The organism is Pseudescherichia sp. (assembly GCF_031987975.1).
Classification (GTDB): domain Bacteria; phylum Pseudomonadota; class Gammaproteobacteria; order Enterobacterales; family Enterobacteriaceae; genus Pseudescherichia.
In genome coordinates this window covers 243,320-263,560 of sequence record NZ_DALZYX010000006.1, presented here as the reverse complement: position 1 = coordinate 263,560, position 20,241 = coordinate 243,320, and the positions used below count along the sequence as shown (strand labels likewise).

The 20,241-nt window shown below is 56.7% G+C and carries 20 protein-coding genes and 1 tRNA gene; 16 read left to right on the top strand and 5 right to left on the bottom strand.

The window, feature by feature from the left end:
* The first annotated feature begins 141 nt into the window (after nucleotides 1–141).
* The 12 genes from RTN40_RS12895 to mtr all read left to right on the top strand — a co-directional run bounded on the left by RTN40_RS12895 (nucleotide 142) and on the right by mtr (nucleotide 13,856).
* Nucleotides 142–218, top strand: a tRNA-Met gene (locus tag RTN40_RS12895).
* A gap of 207 nt (nucleotides 219–425) precedes the next feature.
* Complete coding sequence (gene rimP, locus RTN40_RS12890; protein ID WP_312212004.1) at nucleotides 426–878, top strand: ribosome maturation factor RimP; 453 nt, start codon at nucleotides 426–428, stop codon at nucleotides 876–878.
* A 28-nt stretch (nucleotides 879–906) separates the two neighbouring features.
* Nucleotides 907–2,394: a transcription termination factor NusA gene (gene nusA, locus RTN40_RS12885; RefSeq protein WP_312228801.1), complete on the top strand. Its 1,488-nt coding sequence runs from the start codon at nucleotides 907–909 to the stop codon at nucleotides 2,392–2,394.
* Between the two features lie 24 nt (nucleotides 2,395–2,418).
* The gene (gene infB / locus RTN40_RS12880) at nucleotides 2,419–5,136 is read left to right on the top strand and encodes a translation initiation factor IF-2 (RefSeq protein WP_312212006.1); all 2,718 of its coding nucleotides are present in this window, start codon (nucleotides 2,419–2,421) and stop codon (nucleotides 5,134–5,136) included.
* An 82-nt stretch (nucleotides 5,137–5,218) separates the two neighbouring features.
* Nucleotides 5,219–5,620 (top strand): 30S ribosome-binding factor RbfA, encoded by a 402-nt coding sequence (gene rbfA, locus RTN40_RS12875; RefSeq protein WP_103821331.1) that lies wholly within the window; start codon nucleotides 5,219–5,221, stop codon nucleotides 5,618–5,620.
* A complete protein-coding gene (gene truB, locus RTN40_RS12870) occupies nucleotides 5,620–6,567 on the top strand; it encodes a tRNA pseudouridine(55) synthase TruB (RefSeq protein WP_312228800.1) in 948 nt (315 codons plus the stop codon). The genes rbfA and truB overlap by 1 nt, the downstream gene beginning before the upstream one ends.
* Nucleotides 6,568–6,719: 152 nt before the next feature.
* Nucleotides 6,720–6,989 carry a 30S ribosomal protein S15 gene (rpsO, locus tag RTN40_RS12865; protein ID WP_004385056.1) on the top strand — a complete coding sequence of 90 codons (270 nt, stop codon included), beginning with the start codon at nucleotides 6,720–6,722 and terminating at the stop codon, nucleotides 6,987–6,989.
* A 242-nt stretch (nucleotides 6,990–7,231) separates the two neighbouring features.
* Nucleotides 7,232–9,367: a polyribonucleotide nucleotidyltransferase gene (gene pnp, locus RTN40_RS12860; RefSeq protein WP_103821329.1), complete on the top strand. Its 2,136-nt coding sequence runs from the start codon at nucleotides 7,232–7,234 to the stop codon at nucleotides 9,365–9,367.
* Between the two features lie 112 nt (nucleotides 9,368–9,479).
* Nucleotides 9,480–10,364 (top strand): lipoprotein NlpI, encoded by an 885-nt coding sequence (gene nlpI, locus RTN40_RS12855; RefSeq protein ID WP_042390165.1) that lies wholly within the window; start codon nucleotides 9,480–9,482, stop codon nucleotides 10,362–10,364.
* 108 nt (nucleotides 10,365–10,472) lie between these two features.
* Nucleotides 10,473–10,553, top strand: coding sequence for a protein YrbN (gene yrbN / locus RTN40_RS12850; protein WP_131406004.1), 81 nt, complete (start codon nucleotides 10,473–10,475; stop codon nucleotides 10,551–10,553).
* Nucleotides 10,546–12,474, top strand: a complete 1,929-nt coding sequence (locus RTN40_RS12845; RefSeq protein WP_312228799.1) for a DEAD/DEAH family ATP-dependent RNA helicase — start codon at nucleotides 10,546–10,548, stop codon at nucleotides 12,472–12,474. The genes yrbN and RTN40_RS12845 overlap by 8 nt, the downstream gene beginning before the upstream one ends.
* A gap of 137 nt (nucleotides 12,475–12,611) precedes the next feature.
* Entirely contained in the window at nucleotides 12,612–13,856 is a 1,245-nt protein-coding gene (gene mtr, locus RTN40_RS12840; RefSeq protein ID WP_312228798.1) for a tryptophan permease, read from the top strand.
* Between the two features lie 45 nt (nucleotides 13,857–13,901).
* On the opposite strand, the gene RTN40_RS12835 is transcribed toward mtr, so the two are convergent.
* The 3 genes from RTN40_RS12835 to RTN40_RS12825 all read right to left on the bottom strand — a co-directional run bounded on the left by RTN40_RS12835 (nucleotide 13,902) and on the right by RTN40_RS12825 (nucleotide 16,868).
* Entirely contained in the window at nucleotides 13,902–14,909 is a 1,008-nt protein-coding gene (locus RTN40_RS12835) for a luciferase-like monooxygenase (RefSeq protein WP_312212215.1), read from the bottom strand.
* 79 nt (nucleotides 14,910–14,988) lie between these two features.
* Complete coding sequence (locus RTN40_RS12830; RefSeq protein WP_312228797.1) at nucleotides 14,989–15,882, bottom strand: U32 family peptidase; 894 nt, start codon at nucleotides 15,880–15,882, stop codon at nucleotides 14,989–14,991.
* The gene (locus tag RTN40_RS12825) at nucleotides 15,873–16,868 is read right to left on the bottom strand and encodes a peptidase U32 family protein (protein ID WP_312228796.1); all 996 of its coding nucleotides are present in this window, start codon (nucleotides 16,866–16,868) and stop codon (nucleotides 15,873–15,875) included. Before RTN40_RS12825 ends, RTN40_RS12830 begins: the two co-directional genes overlap by 10 nt.
* 236 nt (nucleotides 16,869–17,104) lie before the next feature.
* On the opposite strand from RTN40_RS12825, the gene RTN40_RS12820 reads away from it, so the two are divergent.
* Together RTN40_RS12820 and RTN40_RS12815 are read left to right on the top strand one after the other, a co-directional pair.
* A complete protein-coding gene (locus RTN40_RS12820; RefSeq protein WP_312228795.1) occupies nucleotides 17,105–17,629 on the top strand; it encodes an SCP2 domain-containing protein in 525 nt (174 codons plus the stop codon).
* The gene (locus RTN40_RS12815; protein ID WP_312228794.1) at nucleotides 17,623–18,126 is read left to right on the top strand and encodes an N-acetyltransferase; all 504 of its coding nucleotides are present in this window, start codon (nucleotides 17,623–17,625) and stop codon (nucleotides 18,124–18,126) included. Before RTN40_RS12820 ends, RTN40_RS12815 begins: the two co-directional genes overlap by 7 nt.
* Here RTN40_RS12815 and RTN40_RS12810 read toward each other — a convergent pair.
* Complete coding sequence (locus RTN40_RS12810; RefSeq protein ID WP_312228793.1) at nucleotides 18,113–18,415, bottom strand: GIY-YIG nuclease family protein; 303 nt, start codon at nucleotides 18,413–18,415, stop codon at nucleotides 18,113–18,115. The two genes, RTN40_RS12815 and RTN40_RS12810, sit on opposite strands and share 14 nt — an antisense overlap.
* 53 nt (nucleotides 18,416–18,468) lie before the next feature.
* Between RTN40_RS12810 and RTN40_RS12805 the strand changes: the two genes are divergently transcribed.
* A complete protein-coding gene (locus RTN40_RS12805) occupies nucleotides 18,469–18,906 on the top strand; it encodes a YhbP family protein (protein ID WP_312228792.1) in 438 nt (145 codons plus the stop codon).
* Here RTN40_RS12805 and RTN40_RS12800 read toward each other — a convergent pair.
* Nucleotides 18,892–19,410, bottom strand: coding sequence for a type 1 glutamine amidotransferase domain-containing protein (locus RTN40_RS12800; protein ID WP_312228791.1), 519 nt, complete (start codon nucleotides 19,408–19,410; stop codon nucleotides 18,892–18,894). The two genes, RTN40_RS12805 and RTN40_RS12800, sit on opposite strands and share 15 nt — an antisense overlap.
* A 124-nt stretch (nucleotides 19,411–19,534) precedes the next feature.
* Here RTN40_RS12800 and RTN40_RS12795 point away from each other — a divergent pair, with 124 nt between their 5' ends.
* Nucleotides 19,535–20,182, top strand: a complete 648-nt coding sequence (locus RTN40_RS12795) for an NAD-dependent epimerase/dehydratase family protein (RefSeq protein WP_312228790.1) — start codon at nucleotides 19,535–19,537, stop codon at nucleotides 20,180–20,182.
* Nucleotides 20,183–20,241: the final 59 nt, after the last annotated feature.

Below are 20,241 nucleotides of genomic sequence, written 5' to 3'. Positions count from 1 at the left end.
AGATGAGAAGAGCGCGTTTTTTTGTTGCAATGAATAAAATCAATTGATTATAATGTCTGTCTAATCAGTCGTTCCCGGTGTTTACACCTGTCTTAACTTGCATTTAGTGCAATATCGGCGTAGTATTTGCCACGATTCAGGCGCGGGGTGGAGCAGCCTGGTAGCTCGTCGGGCTCATAACCCGAAGGTCGTCGGTTCAAATCCGGCCCCCGCAACCACTTTCCCTTAGTGTTCTTTTTCAAATATACTATGAAGACCTTGTGCCTTCGGCGTCGCATTTGAAAAAAACAGTAGCGAAAGGTTCTCCAGGCCGTTGTTACGGCTATAGGGTTCAGTTATCTAAAGCCTCGATTTATCGGGGTTTTTTGTTATCTGACTACAGAATAACTGGGCTTACGCCCTTTTTTTATGTCTTGGGGGTGGGTTTGTCCACATTAGAGCAAAAATTAACAGAGATGATTACCGCACCGGTCGAAGCGCTGGGCTACGAACTGGTTGGTATTGAATTTATCCGTGGTCGCACATCTACGCTGCGCATCTATATTGATAGTGAAGATGGCATCAATGTTGATGATTGTGCTGATGTCAGCCATCAGGTTAGCGCCGTGATGGACGTCGAAGATCCCATTACCGTCGCTTACAACCTGGAAGTCTCCTCACCTGGTCTTGATCGTCCGTTGTTCACCGCCGAACACTACACGCGCTATTTAGGCGAAGAGGTCACGCTGGTGCTGCGTATGGCGGTTCAGAATCGTCGCAAATGGCAGGGCATTATCAAAGGTGTCGATGGCGAGATGATCACCGTTACGGTCGAAGGTAAAGATGAAGTGTTCGCCCTGAGCAACGTTCAGAAAGCGAACCTGGTCCCCCACTTTTAACAGTCTGGATTGAGGTGAAAGGCCCCCAATGAATAAAGAAATTTTGGCTGTTGTTGAAGCTGTTTCCAATGAGAAAGCGCTGCCGCGCGAGAAAATTTTTGAAGCGCTGGAAAGTGCGCTGGCTACAGCAACAAAGAAAAAATATGAGCAAGAGATCGATGTCCGCGTTGAGATCGATCGTAAGAGCGGTGACTTTGATACCTTCCGCCGTTGGGTAGTGGTAGAAGAAGTCACCATGCCGACGCGTGAAATCACGCTGGAAGCCGCACGCTACGAAGATGAGAGCCTGAACCCGGGTGACTACGTTGAAGATCAGATTGAGTCTGTCACCTTTGACCGTATCACTACCCAAACGGCGAAGCAGGTTATCGTGCAGAAGGTACGTGAAGCCGAGCGCGCGCTGGTTGTCGATCAGTTCCGCGAGCACGAAGGTGAGATCATCACCGGCGTGGTGAAGAAAGTGAACCGCGACAACATCACGCTGGATCTGGGCAGCAACGCTGAAGCCGTGATCCTGCGTGAAGATATGCTGCCGCGTGAAAACTTCCGTCCAGGCGACCGTATTCGCGGTGTGCTCTACGCGGTGCGTCCTGAAGCGCGCGGTGCGCAGCTGTTCGTGACCCGTTCCAAACCGGAAATGCTGGTGGAACTGTTCCGCATCGAAGTGCCAGAGATCGGTGAAGAAGTTATCGAGATCAAAGCGGCGGCCCGCGATCCGGGTTCCCGTGCGAAAATCGCGGTGAAGACCAACGATAAGCGTATCGATCCGGTCGGCGCCTGTGTTGGTATGCGCGGCGCCCGTGTTCAGGCGGTCTCTACCGAGCTGGGCGGCGAGCGTATCGATATCGTTCTGTGGGACGACAACCCGGCGCAGTTCGTGATCAACGCGATGGCACCGGCAGACGTTGCTTCTATCGTGGTGGATGAAGACAAGCACACCATGGATATCGCCGTTGAAGCCGGTAACCTGGCGCAGGCGATTGGCCGTAACGGCCAGAACGTCCGTCTGGCATCGCAGCTGAGCGGCTGGGAACTCAACGTCATGACCGTTGACGACCTGCAGTCTAAGCATCAGGCGGAAGCCCATGCGGCGATTGATACCTTCACTAAGCACCTGGACATTGACGAAGAGTTCGCCACCGTGCTGGTTGAAGAGGGTTTCTCAACCCTGGAAGAGCTGGCCTATGTGCCAATGAAAGAGCTGCTGGAAATTGAGGGTCTGGACGAAGAGACCGTTGAGGCCCTGCGCGAACGCGCGAAAAATGCCCTGACGACCCTGGCCCTGGCGCAGGAAGAGAGCCTTGGTAATAACAAACCGGCTGACGACCTGCTTAACCTTGAAGGCCTCGATCGCGAGCTGGCGTTTAAACTGGCTGCTCGTGGTGTTTGTACGCTGGAAGACCTCGCTGACCAGGGCGTTGATGACCTAAGCGATATCGAAGGATTAACCGACGAGAAAGCGGGTGAGCTCATCATGGCCGCACGTAATATTTGCTGGTTCGGCGACGAAGCGTAATAAACTGTAGCAGGAAGGAACAGCATGACAGATGTAACCGTAAAAGCGCTGGCCGCTGAGATTCAGACCTCCGTGGACCGCCTGGTACAGCAATTTGCTGATGCAGGGATCCCGAAGGCTGCTGAAGACTCAGTAACAGCACAAGAGAAACAGACGCTGCTGGCGCACCTGAACCGTGAACACGGTTCCGCGCCGGACAAGCTGACGCTGCAGCGCAAAACGCGCAGCACGCTGAATATCCCAGGCACCGGCGGGAAGAGTAAATCGGTGCAGATCGAAGTCCGTAAAAAGCGCACCTTTGTGAAACGCGATCCGCAAGAGGCTGAACGTCTCGCCGCGGAAGAAGAGGCGAAGCGCGAAGCGGAAGAGAAGGCAACGCGTGAAGCAGAGGAAGCTGCGAAGCGTGAAGCTGAGGACAAAGCCAAGCGTGACGCACAAGAGAAAGCGAAGCGCGAAGCCGAAGAAAAAGCGAAACGCGACACCGCTGATACGGCGAAGCGCGACGCTGCGGAAACGAGCAAAGTGAGCAATCAACCATCTGACGAAATGACCAAAGCTGCCCAGGCTGAAAAAGCGCGTCGTGAAGCCGAAGCGCAAGAGCTGAAGCGTAAAGCTGAAGAAGAGGCGCGTCGTAAGCTTGAAGAAGAAGCACGTCGCGTAGCAGAAGAAGCACGCCGTATGGCGGAAGAAAATGAGAGGAACGGGGTTATCGAACCTGCAGAAACCGAAGACACCAGCGATTATCACGTGACAACCTCTCAGCATGCTCGCCAGGCTGAAGATGAAAACGATCGTGAAGTAGAAGGCGGCCGTGGCCGTACCCGTACCGCTGCGAAAGCTGCCCGTCCTCAGAAGAAGGGCAATAAACACGCTGAATCCAAAGCTGACCGTGAAGAAGCGCGTGCAGCGGGCCGTGGCGGTAAAGGCGGTAAGCAACGTAAAGGTTCTTCCCTGCAGCAGGGCTTCCAGAAGCCGGCTCAGGCTGTTAACCGTGACGTTGTGATCGGCGAAACCATCACCGTTGGCGATCTGGCGAACAAGATGGCCGTTAAAGGCTCTCAGGTCATCAAAGCGATGATGAAACTGGGCGCAATGGCGACCATCAACCAGGTCATCGATCAGGAAACCGCACAGCTGGTTGCCGAAGAGATGGGCCACAAGGTTATCCTGCGTCGTGAAAACGAGCTGGAAGAAGCAGTAATGAGCGACCGTGATACGGGCGCAGCGGCCGAGCCGCGTGCACCGGTTGTGACCATCATGGGTCACGTTGACCACGGTAAAACCTCGCTGCTTGACTATATTCGTTCTACTAAAGTGGCGTCCGGCGAAGCGGGTGGTATTACCCAGCACATCGGTGCTTACCACGTAGAAACCGAAAACGGCATGATCACCTTCCTGGATACCCCGGGCCACGCCGCGTTTACCTCCATGCGTGCTCGTGGTGCGCAGGCAACGGATATCGTTGTACTGGTGGTAGCGGCTGACGACGGCGTGATGCCGCAGACCATCGAAGCGATCCAGCACGCGAAAGCGGCGCAGGTACCGCTGGTAGTTGCGGTGAACAAAATCGATAAGCCAGAAGCTGACATGGACCGCGTGAAGAACGAACTCTCCCAGTACGGCGTTATGCCGGAAGAGTGGGGCGGTGAATCTCAGTTCATCCCTGTGTCTGCGAAAGCGGGTACCGGTATCGACGACCTGCTGAACGCTATCCTGCTGCAGGCTGAAGTTCTTGAGCTGAAAGCGGTACGTAAAGGCATGGCGAGCGGTGCGGTCATCGAATCCTTCCTTGATAAAGGTCGTGGTCCGGTTGCTACCGTGCTGGTGCGTGAAGGTACGCTGAACAAAGGCGATATCGTTCTGTGTGGCTTCGAATATGGCCGCGTGCGTGCGATGCGTAACGAACTGGGTCAGGAAGTGCTGGAAGCGGGTCCGTCCATTCCGGTGGAAATCCTGGGTCTGTCCGGTGTTCCGGCTGCCGGTGATGAAGTCACCGTTGTTCGTGACGAGAAGAAAGCGCGTGAAGTTGCGCTGTACCGTCAGGGCAAATTCCGTGAAGTTAAACTGGCGCGCCAGCAGAAATCTAAACTCGAGAACATGTTTGCCAACATGACCGAGGGCGAAGTTCACGAAGTGAACGTCGTACTGAAAGCTGACGTACAAGGCTCTGTGGAAGCGATCTCCGACTCCTTGCTGAAACTCTCTACTGACGAAGTTAAAGTGAAGATCATCGGTTCCGGCGTAGGTGGTATCACCGAAACCGACGCAACCCTGGCTGCGGCGTCCAACGCCATCCTGGTTGGCTTCAACGTGCGTGCTGACGCCTCTGCGCGTAAAGTTATCGATGCTGAGAGCCTGGATCTGCGCTACTACTCCGTCATCTACCATCTGATCGACGAAGTGAAAGCAGCGATGAGCGGTATGCTGTCGCCTGAGCTGAAACAGCAGATTATCGGTCTGGCTGAAGTGCGTGACGTGTTCAAATCACCGAAATTCGGTGCGATCGCGGGCTGTATGGTTACCGAAGGTACCATCAAGCGCCACAACCCAATCCGCGTTCTGCGCGACAACGTGGTTATCTACGAAGGCGAGCTGGAGTCCCTGCGCCGCTTCAAAGATGACGTTAACGAAGTCCGTAACGGCATGGAGTGTGGTATCGGCGTGAAGAACTACAACGACGTTCGCGTTGGCGATATGATCGAAGTGTTCGAGATCATCGAGATCAAACGCAGTATCGACTAAGTGTAGGCCGGGATCGCCTCGCGTCACCCGGCAATCATATTAAAAGGGGCTAATAGCCCCTTTTTTGTCTGGAGAATTTATTATGGCGAAAGAATTTGGTCGCCCGCAGCGCGTGGCCCAGGAGATGCAGAAAGAGATTGCGATGATCCTGCAGCGCGAAATCAAAGATCCGCGTCTGGGCATGATGACCACCGTTTCCGGTGTCGAAATGTCCCGCGATCTGGCCTATGCCAAAGTGTTTGTCACCTTCCTGAACGACAAAGATGAGGACGCGGTAAAAGCGGGCCTCAAAGCGTTGCAGGAAGCGTCTGGCTTTATCCGTACGCTGCTGGGCAAAGCCATGCGCCTGCGTATCGTGCCGGAGCTGACCTTCTTCTACGACAACTCGCTGGTCGAGGGGATGCGCATGTCTAACCTGGTGACCAACGTGGTGCGACAGGACGATGAGCGTCGCGTCAACCCGGACGACAGCAAGGAGGACTAATGAGTCGTCCTCGTCGTCGCGGTCGCGACGTGCACGGCGTGCTGCTGCTGGATAAGCCTCAGGGGATGTCCAGCAACGACGTGCTGCAAAAAGTAAAGCGCCTCTATAACGCCAACCGTGCCGGGCACACCGGCGCGCTGGATCCGCTGGCGACCGGCATGCTGCCGATCTGCCTGGGCGAGGCGACAAAGTTTTCCCAGTACCTGCTGGACTCAGATAAGCGCTACCGGGTCGTTGCTCGCCTCGGCCAGCGCACCGACACCTCCGATGCGGATGGTGAGATCGTGGAGGAGCGTCCGGTGACCTTCAGTGCGGAACAGCTTGCTGACGCGCTGGAAAGTTTTCGTGGCGACACGATGCAGGTTCCGTCGATGTACTCGGCGCTCAAGTATCAGGGCAAAAAGCTCTATGAGTACGCGCGCCAGGGCATTGAGGTGCCGCGTGAAGCACGGCCGATTACCGTCTATGAGCTGCTGTTTATTCGCCACGAAGGCAATGAGCTGGAGCTGGAAGTACACTGCTCGAAAGGCACCTATATCCGGACTATCATTGACGATCTCGGTGAGAAGCTGGGCTGCGGGGCGCACGTGACCTTCCTGCGTCGTCTGGCCGTCAGCACCTATCCGGTCGATCGCATGGTGACCCTGGAGCAGCTGCACGAACTGGTCGCCCAGGCGGAGCAGCAGGAGAGGCCAGCCGCGCAGCTGCTGGATCCGCTGCTGATGCCGATGGACAGTCCGGCTGCGGATTTCCCGGTAGTTAACCTGCCGCTGACGTCGTCGGTCTACTTCAAGAACGGTAACCCGGTACGAACCACGGGCGCGCCGCTCGACGGGCTGGTGCGCGTGACGGAAGGTGACGAAGGCAAGTTTATCGGCATGGGCGAGATGGACGATGAGGGCCGCGTCGCCCCGCGTCGACTTGTCGTAGAGTATCCGGCGGCATAAGCTTATGCAGCTACCTTGCGATAACAGGGTACTGCGAGTAGAATATTGCCGCTTAACGTCGCGTTGGCTGGGTAACAGTGAACGGGCGTTATATCTGGGATCGCTGAATTAGAGATCGGCATCCTTTCATTCTTTTAATTCTGGAGTTCAAAATGTCTCTAAGCGTTGAAGCTAAAGCAAAAATCGTTTCCGAGTTCGGTCGTGGCGAAAATGACAGCGGTTCTACCGAAGTACAGGTTGCCCTGCTGACTGCTCAGATCAACCACCTGCAGGGTCACTTTGCAGAGCACAAAAAAGATCACCACAGCCGTCGTGGTCTGCTGCGTATGGTTTCTCAGCGTCGTAAACTGCTCGACTACCTGAAACGTAAAGATGTTGCACGCTACACTGCGCTGATCGAGCGTCTGGGTCTGCGTCGCTAAGTCTGGCGAGTTTCAGAGAAAGGGGCCTTATGGCCCCTTTTTTCAACCAGACGGCAGCAATTCACTCTAAACTATTGTATTGTTGCTTTGAATGATCTTCGTTGCAGAGGTTCGCGCGGCTAATGAGAGGCTTCACCCATGGGGGTGTCGGTTGTCATTAGTCGCGAGGATGCACTGAGGATCGGGTTTAACGTCAGCACGCCGCAAGGTGTGCTGTCAAACATTTAAGAAAGGGTAAAATTTTGCTTAATCCGATCATTCGTAAGTTCCAGTACGGTCAGCATACCGTAACCCTGGAAACCGGCATGATGGCGCGTCAGGCGACAGCAGCCGTTATGGTAAGCATGGACGACACCGCGGTATTCGTAACCGTAGTAGGCCAGAAAAAAGCGAAGCCGGGCCAGGACTTCTTCCCGCTGACCGTTAACTACCAGGAGCGTACCTACGCTGCCGGTAAAATCCCAGGTGGCTTCTTCCGTCGTGAAGGCCGTCCAAGCGAAGGCGAAACCCTGATCGCGCGTCTGATTGACCGCCCGGTTCGTCCGCTGTTCCCGGAAGGCTTCGTAAACGAAGTTCAGGTTATCGCTACCGTTGTCTCCGTTAACCCGCAGGTTAACCCGGACATCGTGGCCATGATTGGTGCTTCCGCAGCCCTGTCTCTGTCCGGTATTCCGTTCAACGGCCCGATCGGCTCTGCGCGTGTTGGTTACATCAACGACCAGTACGTTCTGAACCCGACTCAGGACGAGCTGAAAGAGAGCAAGCTGGACCTGGTAGTTGCCGGTACCGAAGCAGCTGTGCTGATGGTTGAATCCGAAGCAGAACTGCTGAGCGAAGACCAGATGCTGGGCGCGGTGGTGTTTGGCCACGAGCAGCAGCAGATCGTTATCCAGAACATCAACGACCTGGTGAAAGAAGCCGGTAAACCGCGTTGGGACTGGCAGCCGGAAGCGGCAAACGACGCGCTGAACGCACGCGTTGCTGCCCTGGCAGAATCCCGTCTGAGCGATGCTTACCGCATCACCGACAAGCAGGAACGTTACACTCAGGTTGACGCGATCAAATCTGAAACTATCGCTACCCTGGTTGCCGAAGACGAATCTCTGGACGCTAACGAGCTGGGCGACATCCTGCACGCCATCGAGAAAAACGTGGTGCGTAGCCGCGTACTGGCTGGCGAGCCGCGTATCGACGGCCGTGAAAAAGATATGATCCGTGGTCTGGACGTGCGTACTGGCGTGCTGCCGCGTACTCACGGCTCCGCGCTGTTCACCCGTGGCGAAACGCAGGCGCTGGTTACCGCGACCCTGGGTACCGCACGTGACGCGCAGAACATCGACGAGCTGATGGGCGATCGCACCGACAGCTTCCTGTTCCACTATAACTTCCCTCCGTACTCCGTAGGTGAAACCGGTATGGTTGGCTCGCCGAAGCGTCGTGAGATTGGTCACGGTCGTCTGGCGAAGCGCGGCGTACTGGCTGTTATGCCGGACATCGAGAAGTTCCCGTACACCGTGCGTGTGGTGTCTGAGATCACCGAATCCAACGGCTCCTCCTCCATGGCTTCCGTGTGCGGCGCGTCGCTGGCACTGATGGACGCCGGTGTGCCGATCAAAGCCGCCGTTGCGGGTATCGCGATGGGTCTGGTGAAAGAGGGCGACAACTTTGTCGTGCTGTCTGACATTCTGGGCGATGAAGATCACCTCGGCGATATGGACTTCAAAGTAGCGGGTTCCCGTGAAGGTATCTCTGCTCTGCAGATGGATATCAAAATTGAAGGTATCACCAAAGAGATCATGCACGCTGCGCTGAACCAGGCGAAAGGTGCACGTCTGCATATCCTGGGCGTGATGGAGCAGGCGATCAACGCACCGCGTGGCGACATCTCTCAGTTCGCACCGCGTATCCACACCATTAAGATCAGCCCGGACAAGATCAAAGACGTGATCGGTAAAGGCGGCTCTGTGATCCGTGCGCTGACCGAAGAGACCGGCACCACCATCGAAATCGAAGATGACGGTACCGTGAAGATCGCAGCGACCGACGGCGAGAAAGCGAAATACGCTATCCGCCGTATCGAAGAGATCACTGCCGAGATCGAAGTTGGCCGTATCTACAATGGTAAAGTGACCCGTATCGTTGACTTTGGCGCGTTCGTTGCCATCGGCGGCGGTAAAGAGGGTCTGGTACACATCTCTCAGATCGCTGACAAGCGCGTTGAGAAAGTGACCGACTACCTGCAGATGGGTCAGGAAGTACCGGTGAAAGTTCTGGAAGTTGATCGCCAGGGCCGTGTCCGTCTGAGCATCAAAGAAGCAACCGAGCAGTCTCCGTCCGCTGATGCGCCGCAGGCGCCGGCAGCAGACCAGGGCGAGTAACGTTGCCATTAGCTCCTCGCCGCTGGCGGGGAGCTTTTACAACCGGGCAGGATGCCAGCATTGCAGCCGGGGGACAGGACGTTCAACCTTTTGTTGTCTTCGGGAGTAGGAAATGAAGCCTTTTTTGCGCTGGTGTTTCGTTGCGACAGCTCTAACGCTGGCAGGATGCAGCAACTCTGCCTGGCGTAAGAACGAAGTCCTCGCAGTGCCATTGCAACCGACTTTGCAGCAGGAAGTGATTCTGGCACGTATGGAACAAATTCTTGCCAGTCGGGCTTTAACCGATGATGAACGCGCACAGCTTTTATATGAGCGCGGAGTGTTGTATGATAGTCTCGGTCTGAGGGCACTAGCGCGAAATGATTTTTCACAAGCGCTGGCAATCCGACCCGATATGCCTGAGGTGTTTAACTACCTTGGCATTTACTTAACGCAGGCAGGCAATTTTGATGCTGCCTATGAAGCGTTTGATTCTGTACTTGAGCTTGATCCAACTTACAACTACGCGCACTTGAATCGCGGTATCGCTCTCTACTACGGCGGTCGTGACAAGTTAGCGCAAGATGATCTGCTGGCGTTTTATCAAGACGATCCCAACGATCCTTTCCGCAGCCTGTGGCTTTATCTCGCCGAGCAGAAGCTCGATGAGAAGCAGGCGAAAGAAGCACTGGAACAGCGCTTCGAGAAATCGGACAAGGAGCAATGGGGATGGAACATTGTCGAGTTCTACCTGGGCAACATTGACGAGAAAACGTTAATGGAACGCCTGAAGGCGGACGCAACGGATAACACCTCGCTCGCTGAGCATCTCAGTGAAACCAACTTCTATTTAGGTAAGTACTACCTAAGTCTGGGGGAAAAGGACAGCGCTACGGCACTGTTCAAATTAGCGGTTGCTAACAACGTACACAACTATGTTGAGCACCGTTATGCATTGTTGGAATTATCGCTCTTGGGCCAGGAGCAAGACGACCTGGCAGAATCGGACCAGCAATAGCTGACGACATAAACATCAGCCCACAATCTTTTTGATTGCCATCATCTTCACGGGTGAGGGCGTTGTTGTTCGTCAATACACCTACTTTGAGCCGGTTCACACTTTTCAATGAAAATTGCAGATCAATTTCATGATGAGTTATGTAGACTGGCCGCCAATGACATTGAGGCACTCGTACTACATGGCTGAATTCGAAACCACTTTTTCCGATCTTGGGCTGAAACCTTCTATTATTGAGGCGCTTAACGATCTCGGTTACGAAAAACCTTCTCCGATCCAGGCTGAGTGCATCCCGCACCTGCTCTCTGGTCGTGACGTGCTGGGTATGGCCCAGACCGGCAGCGGTAAAACCGCAGCGTTCTCGCTGCCGCTGCTGAACAACATCGATCCGGAACTGCGCGCGCCGCAGATCCTCGTGCTCGCTCCAACCCGTGAACTGGCCGTTCAGGTTGCTGAAGCGATGACTGACTTCTCTAAACATATGCACGGCGTAAACGTGGTTGCCCTTTACGGCGGCCAGCGCTATGACGTGCAGCTGCGCGCCCTGCGCCAGGGCCCACAGATTGTTGTGGGTACGCCGGGCCGTCTGCTCGATCACTTAAAACGTGGCACGCTGAACCTCTCCGGCCTGAAAGGCCTGGTGCTGGACGAAGCGGACGAAATGCTGCGTATGGGCTTCATCGAAGACGTTGAAACCATCATGGCGCAGATCCCGGCTGAACATCAGACCGCGCTCTTCTCCGCCACCATGCCGGAAGCGATCCGCCGCATCACCCGCCGCTTTATGAACGAGCCGCAGGAAGTGCGCATTCAGTCCAGCGTAACTACTCGCCCGGACATCAGCCAGAGCTACTGGTCTGTTTACGGCATGCGTAAAAACGAAGCGCTGGTGCGTTTCCTGGAAGCGGAAGATTTTGATGCGGCGATTATCTTCGTCCGTACCAAAAACGCGACCCTGGAAGTGGCTGAAGCGCTGGAGCGTAGCGGCTATAACAGCGCCGCGCTGAACGGTGACATGAACCAGGCGCTGCGTGAGCAGACCCTGGAGCGTCTGAAAGATGGTCGTCTGGATATCCTGATCGCCACCGACGTTGCGGCCCGTGGCCTCGACGTGGAACGTATCAGCCTGGTTGTTAACTACGACATCCCGATGGACTCTGAGTCTTACGTTCACCGTATCGGCCGTACCGGTCGTGCGGGCCGTGCAGGCCGTGCGCTGCTGTTCGTTGAGAACCGCGAGCGTCGTCTGCTGCGTAACATCGAACGCACCATGAAGCTGACCATTCCGGAAGCCGATCTGCCAAACGCAGAGCTGCTGGGCAAACGCCGTCTGGAAAAATTCGCCGCTAAAGTTCAGCAGCAGCTGGAGAGCAGCGATCTGGATCAGTACCGTGGCCTGCTGGCGCAGATCAAGCCAACCGCAGAAGGTGAAGAGCTGGATCTCGAAACCCTGGCTGCAGCGCTGCTGAAAATGGCTCAGGGCGAACGTTCGCTGATCGTACCGCCAGACGCACCGATGCGTCCGAAGCGTGAGTTCCGCGACCGTGATGACCGTTTCGAGCGCCGTGGCGACCGTAACGATCGTGGCCCGCGTGGCGACCGTCCGGAGCGTGGTGGTGAAGACCGTCCGCGTCGCGAGCGTCGTGATGCTGGCGATATGCAGCTGTATCGCATTGAAGTGGGCCGTGATGACGGCGTGGAAGTTCGTCACATCGTTGGTGCTATTGCTAACGAAGGCGACATCAGCAGCCGTTACATTGGTAACATCAAGCTGTTCGCTTCCCACTCCACCATCGAGCTGCCGAAAGGCATGCCGGGCGAAGTTCTGCAGCACTTCACCCGCACGCGTATTCTTAACAAGCCGATGAATATGCAGCTGCTGGGCGATGCACAGCCGCACGAACGTGGTGAGCGCCGTGGCGGTGACCGTCCGGCTGGCGAACGTCGTAGCTTCGGCGGCGGCGAGCGTCGTGAAGGCGGTCGTGGCCCGCGTCGCGAAGGTTCTGCACCAGCCGGTGCAGGTCGCTTCAGCGGTGAGCGTCGTGAAAGCCGCGGTCCGCGCCGTGATGACGCTTCTACACCGCGCCGTCGTTTCAACAACGACGCGTAAGCGTGTAAGCACAGCAACGTTACTGTAAAGTAAGCGTTACAGCCCCGATCTCAACAATCGGGGCTTTTTTTATCGGTAATGTACTCATGTACTGGTACAATGCGCAGCGAACCGCATTTTAGAGAGAAGAGAGAAGAATGGCTACGCTTTCCACCACCCATACGACCCCATCGCTGCTTGGCGGCGTGGTGATCATCGCAGGAACCATTATTGGCGCAGGGATGTTTTCGCTGCCGGTGGTGATGTCGGGCGCATGGTTCTTCTGGTCGCTTGCGGCGCTGGTCTTTACCTGGTTCTGTATGCTGCACTCCGGGCTGATGATCCTTGAGGCCAACCTCAACTACCGCATCGGCTCCAGCTTTGACACCATCACCCGCGACCTGCTGGGCAGGGGCTGGAACCTGGTCAACGGCGTCTCTATCGCCTTTGTGCTCTACATCCTGACCTACGCCTATATCTCGGCGAGTGGCTCAATTCTGCATCACACCTTCTCAGAGATGTCGCTCAACGTCTCGCCGCGCCTGGCGGGGCTGGGGTTTGCGCTGATCGTCGCGTTTATTGTCTGGCTCTCAACCCGCGCGGTTAGCCGCATGACGGCCATCGTGCTGGGCGCTAAGGTCATCACCTTCTTCCTCACCTTTGGCAGCCTGCTGGGGCACGTCGAGCCTGCCACGCTGTTTAACGTGGCCGAAAGCAACGCCTCCTACACGCCGTACCTGCTGATGACTCTGCCGTTCTGCCTCGCCTCGTTTGGCTATCACGGCAACGTGCCGAGCCTGATGAAGTACTACGGCAAGGATCCGCGCACGATTACGCGCTGCATTGCCTATGGCTCGCTGCTGGCGCTGGGGCTGTATACCATCTGGTTACTGGTGACGATGGGAAATATCACCCGTCCGGCGTTTATCGGCATTGCCCAGCAGGGAGGGAATATAGACGTGCTGGTGCAGGCTCTGAGCGGCGTGCTGAACAGCCGCAGTCTGGATCTGCTTCTGGTCGTCTTCTCTAACTTTGCGGTGGCCAGTTCGTTTCTGGGGGTGACGCTGGGGCTGTTTGATTACCTGGCCGATCTTTTTGGCTTTGACGACTCCGCCAGCGGCCGCTTTAAAACCGCGCTGCTGACTTTCCTGCCGCCGATTATCGGTGGGCTGCTGTGGCCGAACGGCTTCCTCTACGCCATTGGCTATGCCGGGCTGGCGGCCACCATCTGGGCAGCCATCGTTCCGGCGCTGCTGGCGCGTGCATCACGTAAGCGCTTCGGTAGCCCTAAGTTCCGCGTCTGGGGCGGCAAGCCGATGATTGCGCTGATCCTGCTGTTCGGGGTAGCTAACGCTGTGGTACACCTGCTCTCCAGCTTTAACCTGTTACCCGTGTACCAATAACACCCGTAGGCCCGGTAAGCGTAGCGCCACCGGGCAATTAAAAAGCTACCCCAATAATTCCTCTTTCACCTGCATCGCCAGCTCGAACGAATGCAGCCGCGCCTGATGATCGAAAATCTGGCCGTTGACCATGATCTCATCGGCCTGAGTTTCACGAAGAATCGACTCCAGCCCGTGACGCACTTTAGTTTTATCTCCTACCAGCGACATGCTCAGCGCCTGCTGGACGCCATACTGCTCGGACGGCGACCAGAAGGATCCCATATCGGCAATCGGCGCTGGCAGCTGGCCGGTTTCGCCCCGGCGCAGCTTCACAAACGCCTGCTGCATTGAGGTAAACAGAAACTCCGCGTCGCGGTTGCTGTCTGCGGCAACAATGTTAATGCACACCATCGCATAGGGTTTCTCCAGCCGCGCCGAGGGCTTGAAGTTGGTGCGGTAGAGGTGCAGAGCCTGGAAGAGCATATCCGGGGCAAAGTGCGAGGCAAAGGCAAACGGTAGCCCCAGCTGGGCAGCAAGCTGGGCGCTATAGAGGCTGGAGCCTAGCAGCCACACCGGGATCTTCTCCCCGTAGCCCGGGACCGGACGGACGTGCGGATTCGGATCGCGGGCGTCAAACCAGTCCACCAGCTCCGCCACGTCGCGCGGGAAGTTATCGATATCGCCACTCATGTGACGGCGCAGGGCCATCATGGTCCGCTGGTCGCTGCCCGGCGCACGGCCCAGGCCCAGATCGATACGTCCCGGATAGAGCGTATTCAACGTGCCAAACTGCTCGGCGATCACCAGCGGGGCGTGGTTAGGCAGCATCACGCCGCCGGAGCCAAGGTGCAGCGTCTGGGTATTGGCGGCCAGGTAGCCAATCAGCACCGACGTCGCCGCGCTGGCGATGCCGGTCATATTGTGGTGCTCGGCCAGCCAGAAGCGGCGATAGCCGCGCTTCTCTGCCAACTGGGCTAAATCCAGGGAGCGGTGGAACGCATCACGCGCCGTAGCGCCCTGCGGGATCGGGGCTAAATCCAGCACCGAGAAGGAAACGGTTTTGTCAGTCATCGTATGCTCACTTTGTTGACGGCAATCTTTTAATACTGCATTAAAAATTGATTACCGTAGTTAACAAAGTGAGCTTTTTTCATACCAGCTCGAGGCCAGCGAGGCGCTTCCAGTAGCCGTTGCAGTCGCTGTTTGCCGTCAGCGGCAGCGGCGCAGCACCGTTTTCATTGGCGCGGAAGGCGTCAAGCATGGCAAAGGTCTCCGTCCCCAGCGGTGAGAGGCGCACCATATCCACCAGCCCCTGCATGGAGATCAGCTCATTGCCGAGGTTGTAGATATAGCCGCTCATGGTCTGGATGCCGTTCAGGACAAACACCTGCTGGTTTTCCTGGGTGAGCACGTTGCGCCCGGTGGGATACTTAATGCAGCAGGTTTCGCACTCGTCCTTGGGGCGATCCTCGGAGCGGGCGGTAAAGCAGCGGGCGGAGTAGGCCAGCGGCAGATGGCCGTAGCTCAATACCTCTACCTCAAACTGCTCGCGGATGCCAAGCGCGTCGCACTGATCAAGCAGGTTCGCCAGCCAGTCGCGGGACAGCTCCACCGGCATACACCAGCGCACCATGCCCTGCTTCAGCAGCAGGCGCAGGGTGACCGCGTTATAGCAGTTCAGGGCGTGCCCGGCGACGAAGGGCAGCTTACGTTCGGCGCACATGTTCACCACGCCCAGATCGCTTGCCTCCAGCAGAAAGTCGCCATTCTCCACGTAGCGCTTAAGCTCGCCCAGCTCCGAGGCGGCCTGCACCAGCGCCAGGGTAGAGAGCACGACCTGTTTACCGCTCCCGGCGAGGGATTTAGCCATCGCCAGCCAGTCGCCTACTTTTGTAGCCCGCCGCTTGCTGCATACCGCTTCGCCCAGATAGATGGTATCGGCGCTGCTGCTGGCCGCCTGCCGGTAGAAATCCTCCAGCGTCTCTTTTGACCAGTAATAGAGGACCGGTCCTAATGAATATTTCATTTTATCTCTCACTGCCATTTACGGTGATACGCGCCAAGGGTTGTCTGCGTGCCTTCAGACATCGCGCCGAGGGTCTCCATCCATGCCAGCTGTGGGGCATAGCTTTCCGGTGAGGCCATGCAGCGGTCGATGGCCTGACGCCACACCTTTGCTACCTGGCTGACGTAGGCCGGGCTGCGCTGGCGTCCCTCAATCTTCACCGAGGCGATATTTGCCTTCAACAGCTCGGGCAGCAGCTCCAGCGTATTCAGGCTGGTTGGCTCCTCCAGAGCATGATAGCGCTCGCCGTCAACGTGGTAGCGGCCTTTGCACAGCGTCGGATAGCCTGCGTTCTCGCCATCCTGATAGCGGTCAATTAGCACCTCATTAAGGCGCGACTCCAGCCCCTGCGGCGTCTGCTGCCAGCGTACAAAGCGGGCAGGGGAGCAGGCCCCTACGGTATTAGGCGATTCACCGGTTAACCAGGAGGAGAGGTAGCAGCGTCCCTCGGCCATAATGCACAGGCTACCGAAGGCAAACACCTCCAGCGGCACCGGCGAGGTACGGGCTAGCTGTTTTACTTGATGAATCGACAGCACACGCGGCAGTACCACGCGGGCAACGTCAAAGTGGCGGTGGTAGAAGCGGATCGCCTCGTCGTTAGTGGCGGAGGCCTGAACCGAAACGTGGCGTTCAATATGCGGATAGCGCTCGGCGGCGTACTCCAGCATCGCCAGATCGGCGAGGATCAGCGCGTCAGCCCCCAGCTGGGCGGCCATATCCACCGCTCGCTGCCAGCGAGCGTAGCCGTCGGGGTGGGCAAAAGTATTGATCGCAATATGCAGCTTTTTACGCCGCTGGTGGACAAAATTGACTGCTTCCTGCAGCTTCTTCTCGGTGAAGTTGAGACCCGCAAAATGGCGGGCGTTGGTATCATCCTTCAGGCCTATATAAACAGCGTCGGCACCGTTTTCGATAGCCGCCTTTAACGCCGGTAGATTTCCGGCCGGGCAGAGCAACTCCATAGTGTATCCCAGGTCAGGGGCCGGGTGGCCCACGCGCACCGCTAAGGTGCAAAATTGTTAACGAACTGGGATTTTAGTTAACCCTTCGGCGACAATTTTTGATTTAAGGCAGCTAATCGCGTATTGATGGGGGTAATAGGGGGTAGTTTCATCTGCGCAATTGTTGATTTATGCCGCTATGTGAGTTCGGGGTTATGGCAGAATAGCCAGACTTTTCATATCAGGGAGTAAAGCTTGTGTTGGATATACTGCGCTCACGTCTCGTTCATGCCGCACCGTCTCTGCTGCGCGTGCCGATGAAGCTTGCGCCTTTTGCGCTTAAACGCCAGGCGTTGGAGCAACTTCTGCGCTGGCAGTTCCAGCAGGCGCTGGCGGACGGTGAGCTGGCTTTCCTTGAGGGCCGCTGGTTAAGTATTGAAGTGCGCGATATTGGCCTCAGGTGGTTTACTTCCGTTGAGAATGAGCAGTTAATTGTGCGTGAGTCCGCTGCTGCCGACGCCAGCTTTAGCGCTGACGCCAGCGATCTGCTGATGATTGCCGCACGTAAGCAGGATCCGGACACGCTATTCTTCCAGCGCCGACTGGTGATTGAGGGCGATACCGAACTGGGGTTATACGTTAAGAACCTGATGGACGCTATTGAGCTGGAGCAGATGCCTAAACCGCTGCGCATCATGCTGCTGCAACTGGCGGAGTTCGTCGAGGCTGGCCTGCAAGCGCCGCCTGCGACTAAACCAAATTCTGTAGGTGAGCCATGCTAATTCGAGTCGAAATACCTATCGATGCGCCAGGCATTGATGCACTTCTCCGCCGCGCGTTCGACGGGGATAGCGAAGCTAACCTGGTCCACTCCCTGCGGGAAGACGGCTTGATTACCCTGGGGCTTGTCGCCACTGACGATGAAGGTCAGGTTGTTGGCTACGTCGCCTTTAGCCCGGTGGACGTAGAGGGCGAAGATCTGCAGTGGGTCGGCCTTGCGCCGCTGGCAGTAGACGAGCACTATCGTGGCCAGGGGCTTGCTCGCCAGCTGGTCTATGAGGGGCTGGACTCACTCAACGAGTTCGGCTATGCCGCCGTGGTTGCGCTGGGTAATGCTGACTTCTATCAGCGTCTCGGCTTTGAGCGGGCGGCACACTACGATCTCCACTGCCGCTGGCCGGGCACGGAGAGCGCCTTCCAGGTGCATCGCCTGGCGGATGATGCTTTAAACGGCGTGCATGGCCTGGTGGAGTACCACGAACACTTTAATCGTTTTTAAGCGGCTGGGGCTGCAATGCCGCCAGTAGCGTCTCAAACGATTCATCTCCGGCAACGAGGCGCTCTTTCTGGCGCTTCGTTAGCTGTTTTATTCGGTACTCGATCTTTAACGCTAGTGAGCGCTCACCTACTTGTGCCGAGAAGGCCAACCGCAGTTCCCCCTTGCCGCGCAGTGCCTTGGCGCCTTTCCCTGTCTGATGCTGGGTGAAGCGACGGGCAACATCAGTGGTAATGCCCGTATAGAGGGCATCATCGGCGGTACGGATAAGATATAAAAACCAGGGCGTCATAGCGTGATTCAACCGGATTAGGTGAACGCACCTTAGCATGAGGTAGATAAAAAATGGAAACTCTCGCCGCCATTCATCGCTGGTTGGCAAAGCAGCACGTGGTGACCTGGTGCGTTGCCAGCGAAGGCGATCTGTGGTGCGCTAACGCCTTCTATCACTACGATCCGCAGCGGGTCGCCTTCTATGTGATGAGTGAGGATCGCACCCGTCATGCGCAAATGAGCGGTAGTCGCGCGCCGGTTGCGGGTACGGTTAACGGCCAGCCGAAGACGGTCGCCCTCATTCGCGGCGTGCAGTTTAAAGGTGTGATCCGGCGTCTGGAGGGAGCGGAAAGCGAGGCCGCGCGTGAGCACTATAACCGTCGCTTTCCGGTTGCCAGAGCGATGTCGGCCCCGGTATGGGAGATCTTACTGGACGAAATAAAGTTTACCGACAACACCCTGGGCTTTGGCAAAAAGCTTCACTGGCTACGGGGATCAGTTCCCCAGTAGACGCAGAGTTTCCCGGTTAAACGCGGGCAGATCGTCAGGCGTACGGCTGGTGATCAGCTGGTCGTTATCATTGACCACTTCCTGATCGTAGAACTCCACGCCGGCGTTTTTCAGATCGATAACGATCGGCTTAACCGCCGTCAGCTTGCGCCCGCGTACCACTTCGGCACTGATCAGTAGCTGCGGACCGTGGCAGATGGCAAATACCGGCTTACCGGAGTTCACGAAGTCGCGGGTAAAGGTCACAAAGCGCTCGTCGCCGCGCAGGGAGTCCGGAGAGTGGCCGCCTGGCAGCAGCAGGGCGTCAAACTCCGCTGGAGTTACCTCATCAATCGACTTATCGATGGTGATGCTGGCTTCGCCCTGTTTCCCCTTCACGGTTTTCCCGGCTTCCTTCTCAATGGTGATAACTTCGTGGCCCGCTTTACGGTACGCCTCGGCCGGGGAAGTAAATTCTGAATCTTCAAAGTCGTCAGTGATCAAGACTGCGATTTTCTTGCCCATGTTTCCTCCATTGTTTTAGCTCTGGATGGGTTATTTCGCCATCTATCGTTAATAATGACGTATGAATAAGTGTGGTTCAGCGACCTCACATTGCAAGGCGGACTAATCTGCAAAAGGAGGCGAGATGAGTCAGGTACTGATTACTGGAGCGACCGGGCTGGTTGGCTCCCACCTGTTGCGTATGCTCATTCAGGAGCCGCGGGTCAACTATATTGCCGCCCCGACGCGGCGGCCGCTGTTGGGCATGCCGGGGGTCTTTAACCCCTGCGATCGTCAGCTCACCGATGCGCTGGCCCAGGTTACCGAGCCGATTGACATCGTTTTCTGCTGCCTCGGCACGACCCGCCGGGAAGCGGGCAGCAAAGAGGCGTTTATCCATGCCGACTACACCCTGGTGGTGGATACCGCGCTGGCCGGATTGCGGCTTGGCGCCAAGCATATGCTAGTGGTTAGCGCGATGGGTGCGAATGCCGGCTCGCCCTTTTTCTATAACCGGGTGAAGGGGAAGATGGAGGAGGCGCTAATCGCCCAGGATTGGCCGCGCCTGACCGTTGCTCGTCCGGCGATGCTGCTGGGCCGCCGGGCAAAACAGCGGTTTGGTGAGTCCCTGCTGGGACCAATGCTGCACCTGCTGCCCGGCAAGTGGAAATCCATTGAGGCCCGAGACGTGGCGCGGGCGATGCTGCTGACGGCGTTCTCCCCCTGTCGTGAGAGGGTCACTTTTTTGACCTCTGAACAGCTGCATGCGATTGCCATCGGTGAGGAGAATTAACTGTTTCCAAAAGTGTCCAGTCAGGCGTAGTATCTTCCGGCCAATAATAATCCATACAT